11 protein-coding genes are annotated in these 18,946 nt (G+C 34.5%); 7 read left to right on the top strand and 4 right to left on the bottom strand.

Features of this window, described 5'->3' with window-relative positions:
• Nucleotides 1-246 precede the first annotated feature (246 nt).
• Nucleotides 247-2,118 carry an excinuclease ABC subunit UvrC gene (gene uvrC / locus AC3DU7_RS04690; protein WP_488038196.1) on the bottom strand — a complete coding sequence of 624 codons (1,872 nt, stop codon included), beginning with the start codon at nucleotides 2,116-2,118 and terminating at the stop codon, nucleotides 247-249.
• A gap of 418 nt (nucleotides 2,119-2,536) precedes the next feature.
• On the opposite strand from uvrC, the gene AC3DU7_RS04695 reads away from it, so the two are divergent.
• Together AC3DU7_RS04695 and AC3DU7_RS04700 are read left to right on the top strand one after the other, a co-directional pair.
• The gene (locus AC3DU7_RS04695) at nucleotides 2,537-4,954 is read left to right on the top strand and encodes a pentapeptide repeat-containing protein (RefSeq protein WP_488038197.1); all 2,418 of its coding nucleotides are present in this window, start codon (nucleotides 2,537-2,539) and stop codon (nucleotides 4,952-4,954) included.
• On the top strand, nucleotides 4,951-5,100 hold the full coding sequence (locus AC3DU7_RS04700) for a hypothetical protein (RefSeq protein ID WP_488038198.1): 150 nt from the start codon (nucleotides 4,951-4,953) through the stop codon (nucleotides 5,098-5,100). Before AC3DU7_RS04695 ends, AC3DU7_RS04700 begins: the two co-directional genes overlap by 4 nt.
• A gap of 32 nt (nucleotides 5,101-5,132) precedes the next feature.
• Here the strand turns inward: AC3DU7_RS04700 and AC3DU7_RS04705 are convergent, their stop codons facing one another.
• Together AC3DU7_RS04705 and AC3DU7_RS04710 are read right to left on the bottom strand one after the other, a co-directional pair.
• Nucleotides 5,133-5,336, bottom strand: coding sequence for a hypothetical protein (locus AC3DU7_RS04705; RefSeq protein ID WP_488038199.1), 204 nt, complete (start codon nucleotides 5,334-5,336; stop codon nucleotides 5,133-5,135).
• Nucleotides 5,300-8,215 (bottom strand): glycosyltransferase, encoded by a 2,916-nt coding sequence (locus AC3DU7_RS04710; RefSeq protein WP_488038200.1) that lies wholly within the window; start codon nucleotides 8,213-8,215, stop codon nucleotides 5,300-5,302. The genes AC3DU7_RS04705 and AC3DU7_RS04710 overlap by 37 nt, the downstream gene beginning before the upstream one ends.
• Nucleotides 8,216-8,855: 640 nt before the next feature.
• On the opposite strand from AC3DU7_RS04710, the gene AC3DU7_RS04715 reads away from it, so the two are divergent.
• Nucleotides 8,856-11,288, top strand: coding sequence for a tetratricopeptide repeat protein (locus tag AC3DU7_RS04715; protein WP_488038201.1), 2,433 nt, complete (start codon nucleotides 8,856-8,858; stop codon nucleotides 11,286-11,288).
• A 278-nt stretch (nucleotides 11,289-11,566) separates the two neighbouring features.
• Here the strand turns inward: AC3DU7_RS04715 and AC3DU7_RS04720 are convergent, their stop codons facing one another.
• Nucleotides 11,567-12,061, bottom strand: a complete 495-nt coding sequence (locus AC3DU7_RS04720; protein ID WP_488038202.1) for a helix-turn-helix domain-containing protein — start codon at nucleotides 12,059-12,061, stop codon at nucleotides 11,567-11,569.
• Between the two features lie 173 nt (nucleotides 12,062-12,234).
• Between AC3DU7_RS04720 and AC3DU7_RS04725 the strand changes: the two genes are divergently transcribed.
• From AC3DU7_RS04725 to AC3DU7_RS04740, 4 genes are all read left to right on the top strand, one after another.
• A complete protein-coding gene (locus AC3DU7_RS04725; protein WP_488038203.1) occupies nucleotides 12,235-12,909 on the top strand; it encodes a calcium-binding protein in 675 nt (224 codons plus the stop codon).
• Nucleotides 12,910-13,519: 610 nt separating this feature from the next.
• Nucleotides 13,520-15,685 carry a tetratricopeptide repeat protein gene (locus AC3DU7_RS04730; protein ID WP_488038204.1) on the top strand — a complete coding sequence of 722 codons (2,166 nt, stop codon included), beginning with the start codon at nucleotides 13,520-13,522 and terminating at the stop codon, nucleotides 15,683-15,685.
• Nucleotides 15,686-16,063: 378 nt separating this feature from the next.
• On the top strand, nucleotides 16,064-18,469 hold the full coding sequence (locus tag AC3DU7_RS04735) for a tetratricopeptide repeat-containing sulfotransferase family protein (protein ID WP_488038205.1): 2,406 nt from the start codon (nucleotides 16,064-16,066) through the stop codon (nucleotides 18,467-18,469).
• Between the two features lie 206 nt (nucleotides 18,470-18,675).
• The gene (locus AC3DU7_RS04740; protein ID WP_488038206.1) at nucleotides 18,676-18,900 is read left to right on the top strand and encodes a tetratricopeptide repeat protein; all 225 of its coding nucleotides are present in this window, start codon (nucleotides 18,676-18,678) and stop codon (nucleotides 18,898-18,900) included.
• The last annotated feature ends 46 nt before the right edge of the window (nucleotides 18,901-18,946 follow it).

Raw genomic sequence — 18,946 nt, forward strand, 5'->3', positions numbered from 1 at the left:
CCCCAAAGTTGGGGGGCCAGGGGGGCAAAATTCAGTATCAAAAAACTTTTCAGATATCCTCTGACGATCGCTCTTTCTCTGTTGGCAGTTATTTCATAAGTAAAATCAAGTAATGGCGACTGTTTTATAGTGGAGGTTTTACATTATCTCTGAATAATAGCGCGATAAAACTCCGTTCCGCTTACGCGATGAACTAAAACTTTCTTCTTCCCTCTTCCCTCTTCCTTCTTCCTTCTTCCTTCACCTCTAAGGATGAAAATAATCATAAATTTGCTGCGCCAACTTCGGCCCGACTCCTGAGACCTCTGCCAACTGCTGTACCGTTGCCATCCGAATATAATCAACAGAATGAAAATGCCCTAATAACAATTTTTGCCGATGATGCCCCAAACCAGGAATCTCATCTAGACGCGATCGCTTCATTCTTTGACTTCTTTTATCTCTATGGAAACTTACGGCAAACCGATGCGCTTCATCTCTCAACCTCCGCAATAACTGTACCCCTGGTTGTTCCGCATTAGTTGTTAATGATACCGACTCTCCAGGTAGAAAAATCTCCTCCCGTTGCTTTGCCAAACTCACTACCCGCACTTCCTCTAATAATTCCATCTCTTGTATCACTGTCATCACTGCCGACAGTTGTCCCTTTCCACCATCTATCATTATTAAGTCTGGTTTCTCTGTGGAGGGTTGTTTTTCATAGTCGCGAAACCGTCTTTGAATGACTTCTGCCATACTAGCAAAATCATCAGAATGACCAGAATGCACTTCTGGGTTTTTAATTTTGTAGTGCCGATAATGTTGTTTTGCTGGCAAACCATCAATAAAAACTACCCGCGATGCTACTGCATCTGAACCTTGAATGTGAGAAATATCATAACCTTCAATACGGTGAGGTAATTCTGGCATATCTAATATTTCTGCTAAGTCTGTCATTGCTGCGGTGTTACGATCGCTCATTTTATTCAACCGCGCCAATTCATATTCAGCATTCTTTTTTACCATTTCTATTAATTCTGCTTTCCCCTGACGTTGAGGCACGAAAATTTCTACTTTTTTACCTTTCCTTTCTGTTAACCAACTTGTCAAAAAATCACTTTCTAGTAACTCATGTTGCACAATAATTTCTACAGGAATTTCTACAGATTCTACTGTTTGATAATGTGATTCTAAAACCCGTTGTAAAATTGCTCCTAATTCCCGACTTTCTCCAGTTAATAAATTGGGTATTTCAGCAATAAATCCTAATCTACCTACTAATTTACCTGCTCTAATTTGGAATAATTGAATGCAAGCAAATTTATCATTACCAGCTAAAGCAATTGCATCTCTAGAAACTCGATCGTCTGGCAAAGAAACTTTTTGATCGGCATTTAGAGAATCTAAACCTCTAATTTGATCGCGAATAGCTGCCGCTTTTTCAAAATTCAAAGCTTCTGCTTCTTTTGCCATTTGAGTGTTCAATATATCAATTAATTCTCCTGTCCTACCTTGGAAAACCATTGCTACTTTTTGCACAATTTTATGATATTCATCTGGTGTAATTAATGTCTGACAAACTCCTGGACAGCGACCAATATCATAATTCAGACAAGGGCGGTCTTTAAATAAAGGTTTTGGTCGTTGGCGTAGAGGAAAAATTTGTTTGACTAAATGTAAGGTATTTCTTAAAAGTCTGGTATCTACATAAGGACCGTAATAACGGTCTTGAGCTTTACCTAATCGTCGTTTTCTAGTAATAAAAACTCTGGGATAATCTTCTGACCAAGTTATACATAAATATGGATATTTTTTATCATCCTTGAGTAAGACATTAAAATATGGTTGATGCTGTTTAACAAGATTAGCTTCTAATGCTAAAGCTTCTGCTTCTGTATCTGTGACAATAAATTCAATTTCTACCACTTGTTGGACCATTAAGCTGATACGATGACTGTGGTTTTTACTTTCTCGAAAATAGGAGCGGACTCGATTTCTCAGCTTTTTTGATTTACCAATATAAAGCAGGCGATCGCTACCATCACGCATGAAATAAACTCCCGGAGTTTGGGGGATTTCTTTGAGCCGATTTTCTAAACTTTCTGAGTCTTTTATTAGGGGTAAAATTTTAGTTTTCATATTTTTTATTATCCTAACTGTTAAACAATTAATAATTAATTAGTTATTGATTCTATTCCGTGATTCACATTATACTCTATCTAATAATTTTGTTGATTATCAATTATTTATAACTTTATTAAACATTCAAATAGTTGATAAAAAAATAATTTATTTTCTCCAATTTTTCAAAAATAAATACTCTTTCAGCAATTAAAAATTAAGAATTAAATAATTCTGGTTTAAAGGGTTGGCTTCAAGGCGTGAATTTTTGAACGAATAATTATTAACTATCAATTCTTAATTAGTAAGGATTCATTATTCATTATTCATTATTCATTATTCATTATTCGATAAACCTTAAAAAACTACTCGTCAAATATGTCAAAAGTTTGATTTTCAGTTAAAGTTATTTCATATATCTATCAGGCTAAGGAAAATGAGTAACAATTTGAATCAAATCCCTCCGCTGGATACTACCTTCACAACATCATCCTCTCCATCTACTGCCCCTCTTCTCAATAACCTTGAAGCAGTCAAAGAATACTTACTATATGGTGAAGTACAAGTGAGAATAGCAGCAGTTTCCGAAACCCTCAAATACGGAGATTTAGGACTAGATTTGTTACTCATGGCCTTGCAGGATCAGTCAATAGAAGTACAATGGACTGCATATTCAATACTCTTAGAACAACAACAACCTAAAGCTAAATTAGCATTGTCCCAATATACTTGGGATGTATCTAAACTAATAGAGTTATACGCTACAGGAAAACGGAATTTTATCCGAGCTAATATGAGGGGATTAACCCTTAATGGGTTAGACCTACAAGGCATAAATTTTAGTTTTGCCTATTTAAAAGATAGCGATCTAAGTAGTATTCATCTTAGAGATGCTAACCTCACAGAAACTAATTTAAGAGGTGCTAATCTGAAGGATGCTAACCTCAAAAATACTAATCTTGAAAATGCTAATCTTAGCCTGGCAAAACTTAGGAGTGTTAACCTAATTAATGCTAATTTAACTAATGCAAACCTTAGTGGTGCAGACCTCAGTCTTGCTAACCTAAATAATGCTAACTTAACTAATGCAAATCTTCGTGGTGCAGACTTAAGAGGTAGTAAATTTCGAGGTACAAATATTAAGGGGACTAAATTAAATAAAGAAACAAAATTCGATCGTAAATGGTTATTAATATGGGAAATAGTTAATCAGCAAACTATTGGTAAAGACCTGAGAAAAATTCGTCTAACCAGCATCGACCTTGAAGGTTTAAATCTCAGTAATTCTAACTTCAGTGGCGCTCAACTTAGAAAAGTGAATTTGAGTAATTCTAACCTCAGTGGAAGTAACTTTAGTGCTGCCAAACTTATAAATATTAATCTCAAGAATACAGACTTTAGTCATACTAATCTAACCCGTGTAAATTTGAGTGATTCCGACCTCACTCATGCAAATCTCTTCAATGCCGACCTCAGTCATGCAAATATTAGTAGTGCTAATCTTAACTACGTTAACCTCCGAAAAACAAAAATAAATTATTTGACAAAAATAGACCAGAAATGGCATTTGGTCTGGAAAATTGTTAACCAGCAACCCATAAATAATAATCTCAAAGGAGTCAACCTCAGTCATTCCGATCTTCGAGGTGCTGACCTCAGTAATATTAATCTCCGGAATGCTAACTTAGAAGGAGTAAATTTGGGAATGTGCGATCGCCATCTTCTCTATTGCCAAATCCAAAATCTTGATAGCAACTGTTATAATCACTCAGATCTCAGAAGAGTCAACCTTTGTAACGCTAACTTGAGAGGAGCTAACCTAATTGGAGCTTATTTAAAGGAGGCCAACTTAAGTGTAACTAAGTTAATGTCAGCTCAACTCAACTGTGCGGAAATGAGCGGTGCCAACCTGAGCGCTGCTGACCTTAAGGATGCGGAAATGAGCGGTGCCAACCTAACTGCTGCCAACCTGACTGCTGCTGACCTCAGTGCTGCCGATCTGAGTAATACCAACCTGACAAATGCTCATCTGAGTGCTGCTAAATTTTGCAATGCTCAACTTAATAGCGCTAAAATGAATCAAGTCGATCTGAGTACAGCTAATCTCACCAATGTTAATCTCACTAATGCTAAACTCTGTAATGCCAATCTTCGTAATGCCGATCTAACAGGTGCTATTTTGAAGGGAGTAGATTTAAGCAATGCTGACCTCAGTCACGCTCAACTGAAAAATGTCGATCTTAGTTATGCTCAACTTAAGGGTGTAAAACTCAGTGAAATAACTAGACTTGACCAAAAATGGTATATAGTTTGGCACATTGTTAATCACAAAATACAAGGAAGAAACTTACAAGGTAATGACCTCAGTAATGCTCAACTAAATCGTGTCGATCTCAATCGTGCCAACCTCAGCAATGCTAATCTCTGTGGTGCTAGTCTACGAGTAGCAGCTATGTGGGATGCAAATCTAGAAAATGCTAATATTAGCAATGCTAACTTGGGTGGTGTGAATCTTAGTGGTGCTAACCTCAAGGGTGCTAACCTGAGTGGAAGTGACCTTAATCGTGCCCACCTTTGGCATACTTATCTAAGTGATGTCAATCTTAGTGGTGCTAACTTAATGGCAGCTGATTTGTGGGGTGTTAACTTGGATGGTATCGACCTTAGTGGCGTTAACCTGAGTTATGCTAACCTCAGTCATGCTAGTCTGAAAGATGCTAACCTGATTGGAGCTAATCTCAGTCGCGCAAATCTTAGCTGTGCAAATCTCAATGGTGTTAATTTCAGTGACGCTAATTTAAGTGGTACTAATTTTAGTGATGCTAATTTTAATAATTGCATATTACCAATTTGAAGAAGGAAGAAGGAAGAAGGAAGAAAAAGGAAGAAGTAAGAAAAAAGAAGCAAGAAGAAGTAAGAAGTAAGAAAAAAGAAGGAAGAAAAAGGAAGAAGGAAGAAGGTTTAAAAGCTGGAAAAAACTTAAATTTACGGCATTGCTGAGGGGCGAGATGAATATAAGTGGGGTGGGTATCCTACCTGCCCGAAAATATCAGGAACGGGCAAGATGCCCATTCCACCTCCTTCCTTCTTAGCTTTACAAAAATAACGGAATATAAATAATCAATCTTCCTGGTTGTCCCTTCTTCCTTCTTCCCTCTTTCCTCTTCCTTCTTCCTTCTTCCCTCTTTCCTCTTCCTTCTTACTTCACAAAAATATCTGACATTAACTGTTGCCAAATATCCGAATTTGTTAAATCATAAGCATCAAATTTATAACCATATTGTTGATAAAGACTATTAAAACTATCAATCCAATGATAAATAGTTTCTGTCATAGATAAAGGAGTATATTTTACAGCTTGTCGTAGATATTGACTCATCTCAACTAAATTCTCATTTCGATGTGCCTGCCATGCTAACCAACTCAAAGTATAATAACGAGATTTTTCCTCTAATTTACGAATAGATGTTGATAAATTTTGTCTGTTAAAAAAGTTATCTAAAACACCCATCATACTAACAGCTTGGTGGGTAGATTTTCTAGTAGCATTCCGATGATGTTGACGATAACAATAAGTAACTTTTGGCAACCAAACTGCCTCACAACCATTTACAGATAAACGCAATACTAAATCGATATCTTCTCCATGATGCCAGCGAGTATCAAAACCTCCTGCACTTTTTATCCAACTCCGACGAAACATCATAGAAATAGTTACAGGTTTCCAAACTACCCAAGTTTCTAAGTCTAATTCTAGGGAGCCATGCCATAATTCTATATCAGAAATTTTCTCCCCTTTTTCATTAACTAAACGCCAACCACTATGCACAATACCAAGAGAAGGACGAGTATCAAAAATAGCTACCTGTTTTGCCAGTTTATCTGGTAGAAAAAAATCATCAGCATCCAGAAAAGCAATAAATTCTCCCCCTGCCATTTCTAAACCTAAATTTCGGGCGTGGGATACTCCTTTATTCTCTTGATAAACATAGCGAATTTTATCTAAATAAGGTTCTAAAACTTCGCGGGTATTATCTGTAGAACCATCATCAATTACGATTATTTCATAAGAGGTATAAGTCTGATTAAAAACACTGGCGATCGCTTCTAATATATAGTGGGCATTATTATAGGTGGCAATAATTACGCTGACTCTCGGTACTACTGGATTAAAAAGATTACTAATTAATTTTTTCCACTCTGGTAATTGACTAAAATTATAGGCATTAAATTCATTTCCTTCTTGACGAGCAAGTTTGCTAAATAATTCTATCCAAGTATAAATTGCTTCGGTGGTAGAGGCGGAAGTATAAGTTAAAGATTTTTGCAAATAAGCAGCCATTTCGGAAAAATTACCTGCCTGATATAAGCGCCAAGAATTCCAAAGTAGGGAACGATATTTTACTTTATTTTCTATTTGACGTATTGAGAGAGGTAAATTAGGTTTGCTAAAAAAATCATCTAATAGTTTTTCCAATTCTTGAGTAATTTTTTGTCGATTTCCTAATCCAGAAACACTACTATTATGCTGTCGATAACAAACACCTACTCTCTGTAACCAAGTAGCTTTTCCCCCAGTTAAAGCTAATCGTAAAACTATTTCTAAATCCTCTGGAATATATCGCGGATCGAATCCTCCATTCAGCTTTAACCAATCACTTCTAAACATCATTGCACTAGGTAAAGTTGCTTGCCAGATTAACCAATTTTCTAAGTCTAATTCTGCACCATTTTCCCAAGGTTTAACATCTTTAATAGTACTACCTTCCTCATCAACAAATCTCCAACCACTTTGCACCATAGTTAAAGTAGAATCTTCTGCAAAACATCCTATTTGTTCGGCTAATTTTTCGGGTAGAAAAAAGTCATCGGCATCCAGAAAGGCAATATATTTTCCCTGAGCTATTTCTATGCCATGATTCCGCGCTTTTGATGGTCCTTGATTTTCTTGATATACATATTTAATTTGATTTAGGTAGGGTTCCAAAACTTGATGAGTATTATCGGTAGAACCATCATCAACAACAATAATTTCATAAATAGTATAAGTTTGAGCCAGGATACTTTTAATGGCTATGAGAATATAATCAGCATTATTGTAGGCAGGAATTACAATACTAATCAGTGGTAAACCATTTGGCATAATTGTAGTTATTAATTGTTGCCATTCTGGTAATTGATGCAAAAATACAGAATTAAAATTATAGTTTTCTAGAGCAGCATAATATTCAAAATAATAGAGCCAATCACAGATAGTTTTAAGAACAGAAAAAGAGGAAAATTTTAAAGACTTATATAAATAATCAGCCATTTCAGCGAAGTAGCTAGATTTATATAAACACCAACAATTCCAAATTAGGGAACCGTAGCGTAACTCCTTTTCTAGTTGTTGAATTTTTGGAGGAAGATTGGGGTTAGAAAAAAGTTCATCTAAAATTTTTTCTTCTACTGCTGTTTGAGCAAGTAAATTTCTAGTCATATTACTGCTATGTTGACGATAGCATACAGCTACTTTAGGAAACCAAGTAGATTGACAACCTGCTAAAGCTAATCGAATGACAATATCAAAATCTTCTAATCTGCGTAATTTTTCATTAAACCCACCTACTTTTTCTAACCATTCTTTGCGAAACATCATCCCGCTAGGATTAGTAGTTTTCCATTTTAACCAACTTATTAAATCTAGTTCTGGAGATTTATGCCAAGGTTCAATATCTTGAATTTTTTCTCCTTTTTCATTGACAACTCGCCACCCACTTTGTACTAAACCAATATTTGGTTGAGCATCAAAAATAGCAACTTGTTCTGTTAGTTTATAAGAGAGAAATAAATCGTCAGCATCTAGGAGAGCAATTAATTCTCCTTTTGCCAATTTAATGCCACGGTTACGAGTTGCAGATAATCCCTTATTCTCTTGATAAAAATAACGAATTTTTGTCATGTATGGTTGTAATACTTGACGGGTATTATCTGTGGAACCGTCATCTATAACAATAATTTCATAGTTAGTATAGGTTTGTTTAAATACACTTTCTATTGCTTGGATGATGTAGAGTTCGCAGTTATATACTGGAATAATTACACTTACTTTTGGAGTTAGAAAAGCTTGGGACATTATAGTTATTGATTTTGAAGTTTGTGGGAGAATTTTAACAAATGTAGAGGAAAATGGTGATTCGCCCCTACAATTAATTACACTAATGCTACCGGAGTTAATATTAAGATCAAATCTGCTGGCAATGGAAATGTTAAAGAAACCAGGTTTATGGTAGGTAAATGTTAGTATGGTGAGGCATTTAAGATAAACCAGGTTTCTACTTTTATTCAGCGTAGAGAGTTTTCAAGTCCCAATATTCGGCTGCTTCGGAGAATAGTTGGGCTTGAGCCTCTGAAATACTTACTATTATTGCTAGAGCAAAACTACGCAGCCCTATTATAACTGTTCTACCGGACATGATATAATATCATGTTCGGATAATTACTTATATATAAAATTTTTGTTTGTAGTCGGGCTTGAGCCTCTGAAATACTTACTATTATTGCTAGAGCAAAACTACAATGAAAATTAATTTGGAAATAGCCGATGTTATTAGACATCTCCGATAATATAATGTTTCTTAACCTAATGAGGTAGACTTATACTTATTTATCTTCTATTCCCTATTACCTCTGAATAAATGAAAATTAATGTGGGAATTGCTGATGTTATTAGACATCTCTAATAATATAGAGTTACTGAAATAACTCAGCTCAAGATGAACAAACAAATAAATCTCATAAATTTATCTCAAAAAGCAGAATTATATTTATTTCAAGGAAAATTAGAAGAGGCAACAGCAGCTTGTAGCCAAGCATTAGAAATAATGCCAGATTTTCCACCTATCTATAAAACATTGGGAAATATTTTCCACAAAATGGGGGAAATAGACAAAGCAAAAGAATGGTATCTCAAAGCAATAAATAAACAGCCAGAATGGGCAGAAGTTCATGCAAATTTGGGCAGCTTATATGCTCAAGAAAAACAATGGCAATTAGCAATAAAATTTTACCAAGAAGCCATCATTATAAAACCAAATGTACCAGGTTTTTATCGTAATTTAGGAAAAATCTGGCAACAAATAGGAAAAATAGAATTAGCCAGAGATTGTCAGGAAAAAGCATTAAGTTTAGAAGCTGAATATCCGAAAGCCTCAGAATATTTAAAACAGGGAAAAAATTTATTAGAAAATGAAGAAATAGAAGAGGCGATCGCTCATTTCCAAGAAGCCATAAAATTCAATCCATCTTTGGCAAATGCCTATCAAAAATTAGGTGATGCTTTAGTTGAAAAAAAAGAATTACATCCAGCAATTAAATCTTATCAACAAGCAATCGAACTAAAACCAGATTTGTTTATAGCTCATCATAAACTAGGAAAAGTATTTCAAGAAATAGGAGAGTTAGATACAGCTATTATAGAATTTAAACTTGCTATAGAAATCAACCCAAATTCTCCTTTACCTTACAAAAAATTAGGTGAAATTCTAGAAGACCAAAAAAAATTAGATGCTGCAAGAGACTATTATCAAAAAGTGATAGAAATTCAGCCAGATGCTTGGAATATTCACCGTAAATTAAATCAGATTCTCCTGAAGCAAGGAAAATTCAAAGAAGCTATTACTGCTTGTAAAGTTGTTATAGAACTGAATCAAAAGTTATCTTGGCCTTATAAATTAATGGGAGACATTTATCAACAAAATCAAGAATGGGATGAAGCAGCTTTAGCTTATTCTAGTGCCTTAAAACTTGCCACACATAAAGATACACTCCACAAAAAATTAGGGGATGTTTTACAGAAAAAAGGCTTGATAGAAGAAGCGATCGTCAGTTACAAAAAAGCTATAGAAATCAACCCAAATTCTTGTTTGCCTTATGGAGCATTAGGAGATGCTTATGTTCAACAGCAAAAGTTTTCCGAAGCAATACCTTATTTAATCCAAGCCCTAAAATTGAGACCAGGTTATGATGAAGTTCATAAAAATATAAAATATATCCTCACAAAACAAGGTCGTCAAGATGCAGCTAGGATTTGGTCTCTTGAAGAAAAATTACCCCTAGATTGGCTCGAAAAATTTTTTAAATTAACAAGAGACTGGGAAATTATATCTAGTTCTTTAGACAGTAATACTATTCATATAAAAATCTATCCAGAAATACCAATAACTTTCTTAGCACCTCAAACAATAGATGGCAAACTTCATCCCAGGTTTAAAGAAAAAAAATTTCAATTAGCAGAAGCATTTGTAGCAATAGTCCCAGAAGGAAGAGGTTGTGCCAAATTCGGAACAACTGCAGTTATTAGTTCAGATAATAAATTAGTATCAGACGTTTCTACGGGTTGTGCCACAGCAATTATATCCTCCTCCCAATTACCTCCTATTTACTACATAAATAAAAATGTAGCTTTTTTGTCAGCAAAGTGGGGAGAAAATAATTTTTTTCACTGGATGTTTGATGTAGTGGCACGGATAGATTTATTACGTCGAACAGATATTAAAATAGATAAGTTTATTTTTAGTAGTTGCGAAAAAAAATTTCAGAAAGAAAGTTTAGAAGCATTGGGAATTTCCCAAGATAAAATAATAGAAAGTAGATTGTATCCTCACATAAAAGCAAAACAATTAATAGTGCCTTCATGTGCGGCTAAACAAAGAGAAATATGGGTAAATAAATGGAGTTGTGAGTTTCTCCGAAATTTATTTTTGAAACCTCAAAATATTAATGAAGTATCTCATAAACCAAAACGTATATATCTTAGTAGAAAGCTAGCATCATGGCGTAGAGTTATTAATGAAGAGGAAGTTGTAAATTTGTTAGATAAATTTGGCTTTGTTAGTCTGACCTTAGAATCAATGTCCATAGCAGAACAAGCATCATATATGGCTGCTGCTGAAGTTGTTATTGCACCTCATGGAGCTGGATTAACAAATCTCGTATTTTGTAGTCCAGAAACTAAAGTAATTGAAATTTTTTCTCCCAACTATGTTAATGCTTTATATTGGCGGATAAGTAATTTTTGTAGTCTTTCACATTATTATCTATTAGGGGATTTTTTTGATAATGATAATTTAGGAAAACAGTTATGGACACCGGATATAATTGTCAATTTAAAACAGCTATTAAAAATCATGGAGTTAGCAAAATTGTAGTAGGCCGTTTAATTTTATATGAAACAATAAGAAATCTACTAGAAAATGAAAAAAGCAAAACAAAGTAGATATTAGCAGTAAACTTATAATACTAATTCCCAAAAGTAATGCTATACTTCAACACACTATTTTAGCTGAAACAGTCCACTACTGCTAGACTGACATAGCTAATTTAGTGCAAAATTTTAGGGTGCGTATTTACGGCTGAAATTATGAATTTAAAGCTGATTCAGTAATCTATCCTAACACACCCCCCTCTTCCATAATTTTCTAAACTCCTAAGATTGTTCTTCTTCTGTGTGGTATTTGATATTTTCAGCGATCGCAAATTCTACTGGTGAGTCAGCGACTATTCGCAGGTTGATATCAACTATAATTTGATTTTTATCTAGCACTACATTAGCTTTTTTGATCGAAAACCTAGCTGATAAACAATCATCTGACTCTGGTTTCAGGGGGGAATGAGACTTATAACCTGCTTCTTCCAACCATTCACAAATATTTCTCCAGTGTTGTATTTTCTCATCTTGTTTGCCTACCAGAATTCTGACATAGTGGTATAGAGTGTGACACAAAGCCACCTCAACTCCGTTGGCATTTTTATGGAGTTTTTCGGCAATTTCTCCAGGACTATAGCCAGATAGAAGACCCTGCAGATGTAGTTTTTCAGTAGGTGTTAGATGGCGACCTTTAGCAGAGGCCATGTCAGCATAAAGGGTTTTCAAGTCCCAATATTCGGCTGCTTCGGAAAAGGGTTGGTCTTTAGCTAGCAAGATTAGATGTCCTCCTGTTGAAAATTTGCTAATGGGATTATAACAAGATTGCTAATTTTTGTTAGTTGTTCGAGATGGGTTGCTGACTTAATATACCTATATAAGAGTTATTGAGTAAAAATAACTTGATTTAGAATTTTCTCTGTAAACATTGTAGTAATGAGGAAATAAATATGGCTACTTTAATTGGTGGTAATGGTCCAGACATACTTAGTGGTGGTCGTTTCTACGACCTGCTAGATGGTCGCGGAGGCAACGATATTTTAAGAGCTGGTGGTGGTAACGACGACCTAATTGGTGGCAGTGGTAACGACACGCTAGATGGTGGTAGTGGAAACGACGATCTAATTGGTGGCAGTGGCAACGACAAGCTATATGGTGGTAGTGGAAACGATACCCTTTTAGGCCAAGGTGGTAGTGATACTCTTAATGGTGGTAGTGGAGACGATAACCTTGCTGGTCACGGTAGCGACGATGTGTTAATTGGTGGTAGTGGCAGAGACAATTTCTTCTTCAATATCGGCGCACCGTTTAGCCCAGCATTAGGTGTAGACAGAGTTGTTGACTTTACACCTGGTGTAGATGATATTTTCCTTAACAAAGCCACCTTTATAACCTTAAATAGTAGTAATGGTAGAGGTTTTAGCATCGACCATGAATTCGATATCGTTAACAGCAGCTCTGCTGCTAGCCGCTCATCAGCAGATATCGTTTACAACCGCTACACAGGATCTTTATACTACAACCCCAATGGTGCCTTCTCTGGTTTTGGAGATGGTGGCCGATTTGCCGTTTTAGAAGGAGCGCCAAATATTAGCGAGTCCGATTTTGTGTTGACCGATTTCTAGCGAGTCCGATTTTCTGTTGGAGAGTTAATTCTCTTCCCTCCTAACTTCTGTAGAGGAGAATGGTGATTCGCCCCTACAATTAATTACACTAATGCTACGGGAGTTAATATTAAGATCAAATCTGCTTGCAATGGAAGTGTTTAAGAAACCAGGTTTATGGGAGGCAAATGTCAGTATGGTGAGGCATTTAAGATCAACCCGGTTTCTACTTTTGGTCAGCGTAGAGAGTTTTTAAGTCCCAATATTTGGCTGCTTCGGAGAATAGTTGGGCTTGAGCCTCTGAAATACTTACTATTATTGCTAGAGCAAAACTACGCAGCCCTATTATAACTGTTCTACCGGACATGATATAATATCATGTTCGGATAATTACTTATATATAAAATTTTTGTTTGTAGTCGGGCTTGAGCCTCTGAAATACTTACTATTATTGCTAGAGCAAAACTACGAGCCCTATTATAACTATTCTACCGCAGTAATTTAGTATAGCAGGGAACAGGGAACAGGGAACAGCAGAAAAAGCATTTCTCTGTCTCAAGTTTATCATCAGCATAAGTCTTAACTAACTTGTTCTTTGCTATATGACCAGAAAATTAGGTTTCAAGTCAAGATGAACAAACAAATAAATCTAACAAATTTGTATCAAAAAGCAGAATTATATTTAACTCAAGGAAAATTAGAAGAGGCAACAGCAACTTGTAACCAAGTATTAGAAATAGTGCCAGATTTTCTACCTATCTATAAAACATTGGGAAATATTTTCCACAAAATGGGAGAAATAGACGAAGCAAAAGAATGGTATATCAAAGCAATAAATCAACAGGCAGACTGGGCAGAAGTTCATGCTAATTTGGGCAGTTTATATGCCCAAGAAAAACAATGGCAATTAGCAATTGAATATTACGAAAAAGCAATCAAAATCAAACCAAATGTTCCAGGTTTTTATAGGAATTTAGGAAAAATTTGGCAACAAATAGGAAAAATAGAATTAGCCAGAGAATGTCAGGAAAAAGCATTAAATTTAGAAGCTGACTATCCTCAAGCATCAGAATATTTAAAACAGGGAAAAAAATTGCTAGAAAATGAAGAAATAGAAGAGGCGATTGTTCATTTCCAACAAGCAATAAAATTTCATCCATATTTGGCAAGTGCTTATCAAAATTTAGGCGACGCTGTTGTTAAACAAGGAGAGTTAACTGAAGCAATAAATTATTATCAAACAGCAATTCAAATTCAACCTAATTTGTGGGTAGTTCACCATAAACTAGGAAAAATATTTCAAGAAATAGGAGATATAGATGCAGCTATTAGTAGTTTTCAGCTCTCTATAGAAATTAATCCAAATTTTCCTTGGTCTTACAAAAATTTAGGGGATATTCTCAAACAACAAGGAGAATTAGAATTAGCAAAAAAATACTATCAAAGCTTGCTCAAAATCAAACCCGATGTTTGGGATGTCTACCGCAAGTTAAAGGAGATTCTGCTACAACAAAAAAAGTTAGATGAAGTCATTGAATACTATCAGTATGCAACCAAAAATCAACCTAATTCTCCTTGGTGGATGTATGAATTTTTAGGAGATGCTTATACTGCGAAAAAAGAATGGAATAAAGCTGTGACTGTCTATCAGCAAGTTATCAAAATCAAAGCCGTACCTGAGTGTTACAAGCGACTAGGAAATTCTCTAATGGAGCTTTCAAAATGGTCTGAAGCTGTAACAGCTTATCGTCAGTTTCTGGAAATGCGACCTAATTCTTCTTGGTGCTACAATACATTAGGAAAAGCATTAGAAAAACAAGACCTGCAAGAAGCAGCAACAGCTTGTTATGAAAAAGCAATCCAGCTTCAACCCCCAAGGAAAAAAACACGATTAACTGTATCCAAAAACCAAAAAATCAAAGTTAAATTTGTAGATTTTTGGCGAACATTTAATCATAAAAGTTTATTTTTATTTGATAAATTTTTAACTCAAAATTACAATATTTGCATATCTGAAGAGCCAGACTTTTTATTCTACAGTGTTTTTGGGGAAGAACATCATAAATATGATTGTACAAAAATATTTTACACTGGTGAAAATCGTCATAATTACTTGTTTGGTAAAGGAGACTTTCAGCGCTATGGAATGCAGCAAGTAAACTTTCAAGAGTGTGATTTTGCTTTGACTCATTATTATATTGAAGACCCCAGACATTTGAGAGTACCCCTCTATTTTTTGCAAGGAGGTTTACAGACAATCACTAAACTGACAAAACCCAAAAATATTGAACAAATTATCAAACATAAGCATAAATTTTGTTGCTTTATTTCTTCCAATCAAAGGGCAAAGAAAAGAATAGATTTCTTTCATAAACTATGTAGCTATAAACAGGTAGATTCAGGAGGTAAGGTACTCAATAATTTGGGTTTTTTAGTTCCAAAGGGGAAAAAGTATCTTGATTTTTTAAGTCAATATAAATTTGTCATTGCATTTGAAAATGCTAGTACCCCAGGATATACCACAGAGAAAATATTTCGTGCTATGGACGCTCAGACAGTTCCTATTTATTGGGGAAATATTTGGATTGACAAAGAATTTAACCCTAAATCTTTTGTTAATTATCATAATTTTTCTAGTGAGTCAGAAGTAATTTCTCGGATTATCGAATTAGATACAAATGAAGAGTTATATCAACAGGTATTAAGAGAGCCTTATGTTCTGGAAAATCAAATTCCTGAATATTTAAGAACAAAAAATCTGCAAAAATTCTTTGACAAAATTTTTTATAATCTGTAGGAAATTTATATTTTGATTGGGAAAGGCAGAAGGCAGGAGGCAGAAGGCAGAAGGGAATTTGTACATCACGCCTTACAGTAATTGCTATATAGTATTTTCAAAGTAAGATGTAAATCTAGATTGAGTTTTTTTCTCATCAAAAAATCCTCTCTGAAGTATCCATTAATTATTGTGGAAAGTTACTATTTAATGCTGTTTTCTCTTCTTTAGCGAATAATTAAGGTAAAAATCCTCTCATGAGCAAGGAGAAAGGAGAAACAACAAAAAATTTTCATCTCTTTGTCAATCCTATCTGCTTTCAAGGAGAGGTAATTATTAATTATTAATTGTTGAAATTCCCTATTCCCTTTTTAATAGGATTATGTTTCTGCATTTCCAATGAAAACTCTTAAATCTCAAGAAGTCAAGCTAAATATGCCGATTAAGAAAGATACTCTAGCAAAATATATAAATCCAGTTTTGATTGAAACTGGTACCTATTTAGGTACAACAATAGAAGCTGCTATAAAACTAGGCTTTAACAAGATTTTTAGCATAGAAATTGATGAAATACTTTACCAGAAAGCCTGTGAAAAATTTGCTCATCAATCCTCAGTTGAACTACTATATGGCGATACTCTCAAATGGTTGCCAAATATCCTTGCTAACTTAGAAAATAGTGCTACTTTCTGGCTAAATGTTCATCGCTCGGATGTTTTACCTGGAGGAAAAGTAGCATATCCCATTATTGAGGAACTAGAAATAATTGCCAAGCATTACATCAAAAATCATACTATTCTAATCGACGAGCGTCGCTTATTAGAAAAGCCTTGGCCTATTACAGAAACTGATGTACATAAAGCTATTTTTCAGATTAATCCTAAGTACAAAATTAGTTATGAGTCAGGAGTTATAGAAGATGACATTATTGTTGCCAAGCTTCCAGAAACTGTGCAGCTTAAAAATGCTCCACAAGCATCACTAAAGGAGCATATTAATCAAGGCGATCTATATGTGCAGAAGCAACAATGGAATAAAGCTATCAATGCCTACCTTCAAGCTATAAAAATTGACCCAAATTTTCCTTGGCATTACCAGAAATTAGGAGAAGTATTTCTACAGTTAAACAAATGGAATGAAGCTGTTAATGCATATCGTCAAGTTATAGAAAAAGAGCCAAACTTTCCTTGGTCTTATAATAAACTGGGCGATGCTTTGATGGAACTAAAAAATTGGCAGGAAGCTATCAATGCCTATCGTAATTTTATTAAACTTAAGCCAGATTTTCCCTGGGTTTATAATAAATTGGGAAAAGCTTTGATGGAATTGAAAAATTGGCAAGAAGCTATAGCAGTTTATCAGCAGGCAATTGAAATTGACCCTAACTTATATTTTGCTCATCACAATTTGGGACTTGCCTTAGTAGAATTAAAAAAATGGAATAAAGCGATAATTGCCTATGGTCAAGCAATTAAAATTAAGCCAGATTCTTATTGGTCTCATTATAATTTAGGGCAAATTTTTATCGGATTAAAAAAATGGGATAAAGCTGTAGAAACTTATCGCTATGCCATTGAAAATGACCCAAATTCTCCTTGGTATTATCAATATTTAGGAATGGCCCTAAAAAAACAAGGGAAAACGGAAGAAGCGATCGCTTGTTACCGAAAAGCAATAGAAATAAAATCAGACTGGCATCAATTTTATTCTTTATTAGGAGATGCTTTGCTGGAAATAGGCCAGCCAGATGAGGCGATCGCTTGTTATCTTAAGGCAATTAAACTACAACCAGATGCCATTGCAGCTTATGAAAAATTAAGAGGTATTTATAGTTTTCAATTAGCTCAGTTTAAACCCACTCAATCAGAAGAATTAATTCAATGTTATCAAACAGTAATTCAACTACAACCAAACTTTCCAGAAGCATATATAAATTTGGCAGACATTCTTACAGAGAAGGGCGAACTTGATACAGCAATTAATTATTATCAAAAAGCCACCTATAACAAACTTTTAGTATCTCATCCAAAATTTGTAAAAAATCATTGGAATTCTCAACAACTTGGTCAACCAAGTTTTATCATTATTGGCACACCTAAAGGGGGAACATCATCACTTTATAGTTATCTATGTCACCATCCCAATGTAATTCCTGCTCTACAAAAAGAAATCAATTTTTTTAGTAAGAAATTTCACAAAGGAATAGATTGGTATTTAGCACATTTTCCTCAACTACCTCAGCAGGGAAAATTTATTACTGGAGAAGCTACTCCTAACTATATGTATTCTGATGAAGTAGGAAAAAATTTATTAGATAATTTTCCCAAAATTAAGATAATTGCTATTTTAAGAAACCCAGTAGATAGAACAATTTCTCACTTTTATATGGCTAAAAGTTTGGGAAAAGAGTCAAAGGAATTTACAGAATTTGTACCCCAAGAAATGAAAATTCTTACAGAAATAAACGACAACCCTCAAAATTATCAAAAACTAATCAACAAAATGTCAGCCTATTTCAGGGCAAGCTTATACATACATTTTCTGAAAAAATGGATAAATATTTTCCCTAGAGAACAGCTTTTAATATTGAAAAGCGAGGATATGTATGAAAATCCTACAGCGACAACCAAACAAGTTTTTAATTTTTTAGGTCTACCAAATTATCAACTATTAGAATATAAAAAGTATTTCCCTGGTTCTTATCCTCCAATTGATGCTAGCTTACGTCGTCAACTTTCTGAATTATTTCAGCCCTATAACCAAAAGCTTGAAGCATATTTAAATATGAAGTTTAACTGGGAATAATTTGTTATAACTTCTTCTAAAATCAGTTATTTACATTTTTATTCTCTATAGCAATTCCCATATTGGTTAGGTACAAAATTATCATTTTCAGCGAGTAGGAAGTATAGAAATAAACCCAAAATTTCCCTGGTATTACCATAAATTAGGAGAAGCATTCCTGAAATTCAAAAAATGGTGATGAAGCTGTCATTGTCTACAGCATATTTATGGAACTAAATCCAGATTATCCTTGGTATTACCATAAATTAGGCACAGCTTTTATGCAGCTAGAAAAATCAGAGAAAGCTGTTAAAATTTATCATCGTGCTATTGAATTAAAGCCAGATTTATATTTGGCTCACAAAAATTTAGGAGATGCTTTAATGCAATTATTAAAATGGTTGGAAGCAGTAAAAGCTGATCGCCGAGCTATAGAAATAGAACCTAATTAGGGCTTGCTGAAAAAGTCTTTTTTAAGGAGTAGGGGAGCGGGGGAGT

The sequence above is a fragment of the Okeania sp. genome, from assembly GCF_983059655.1.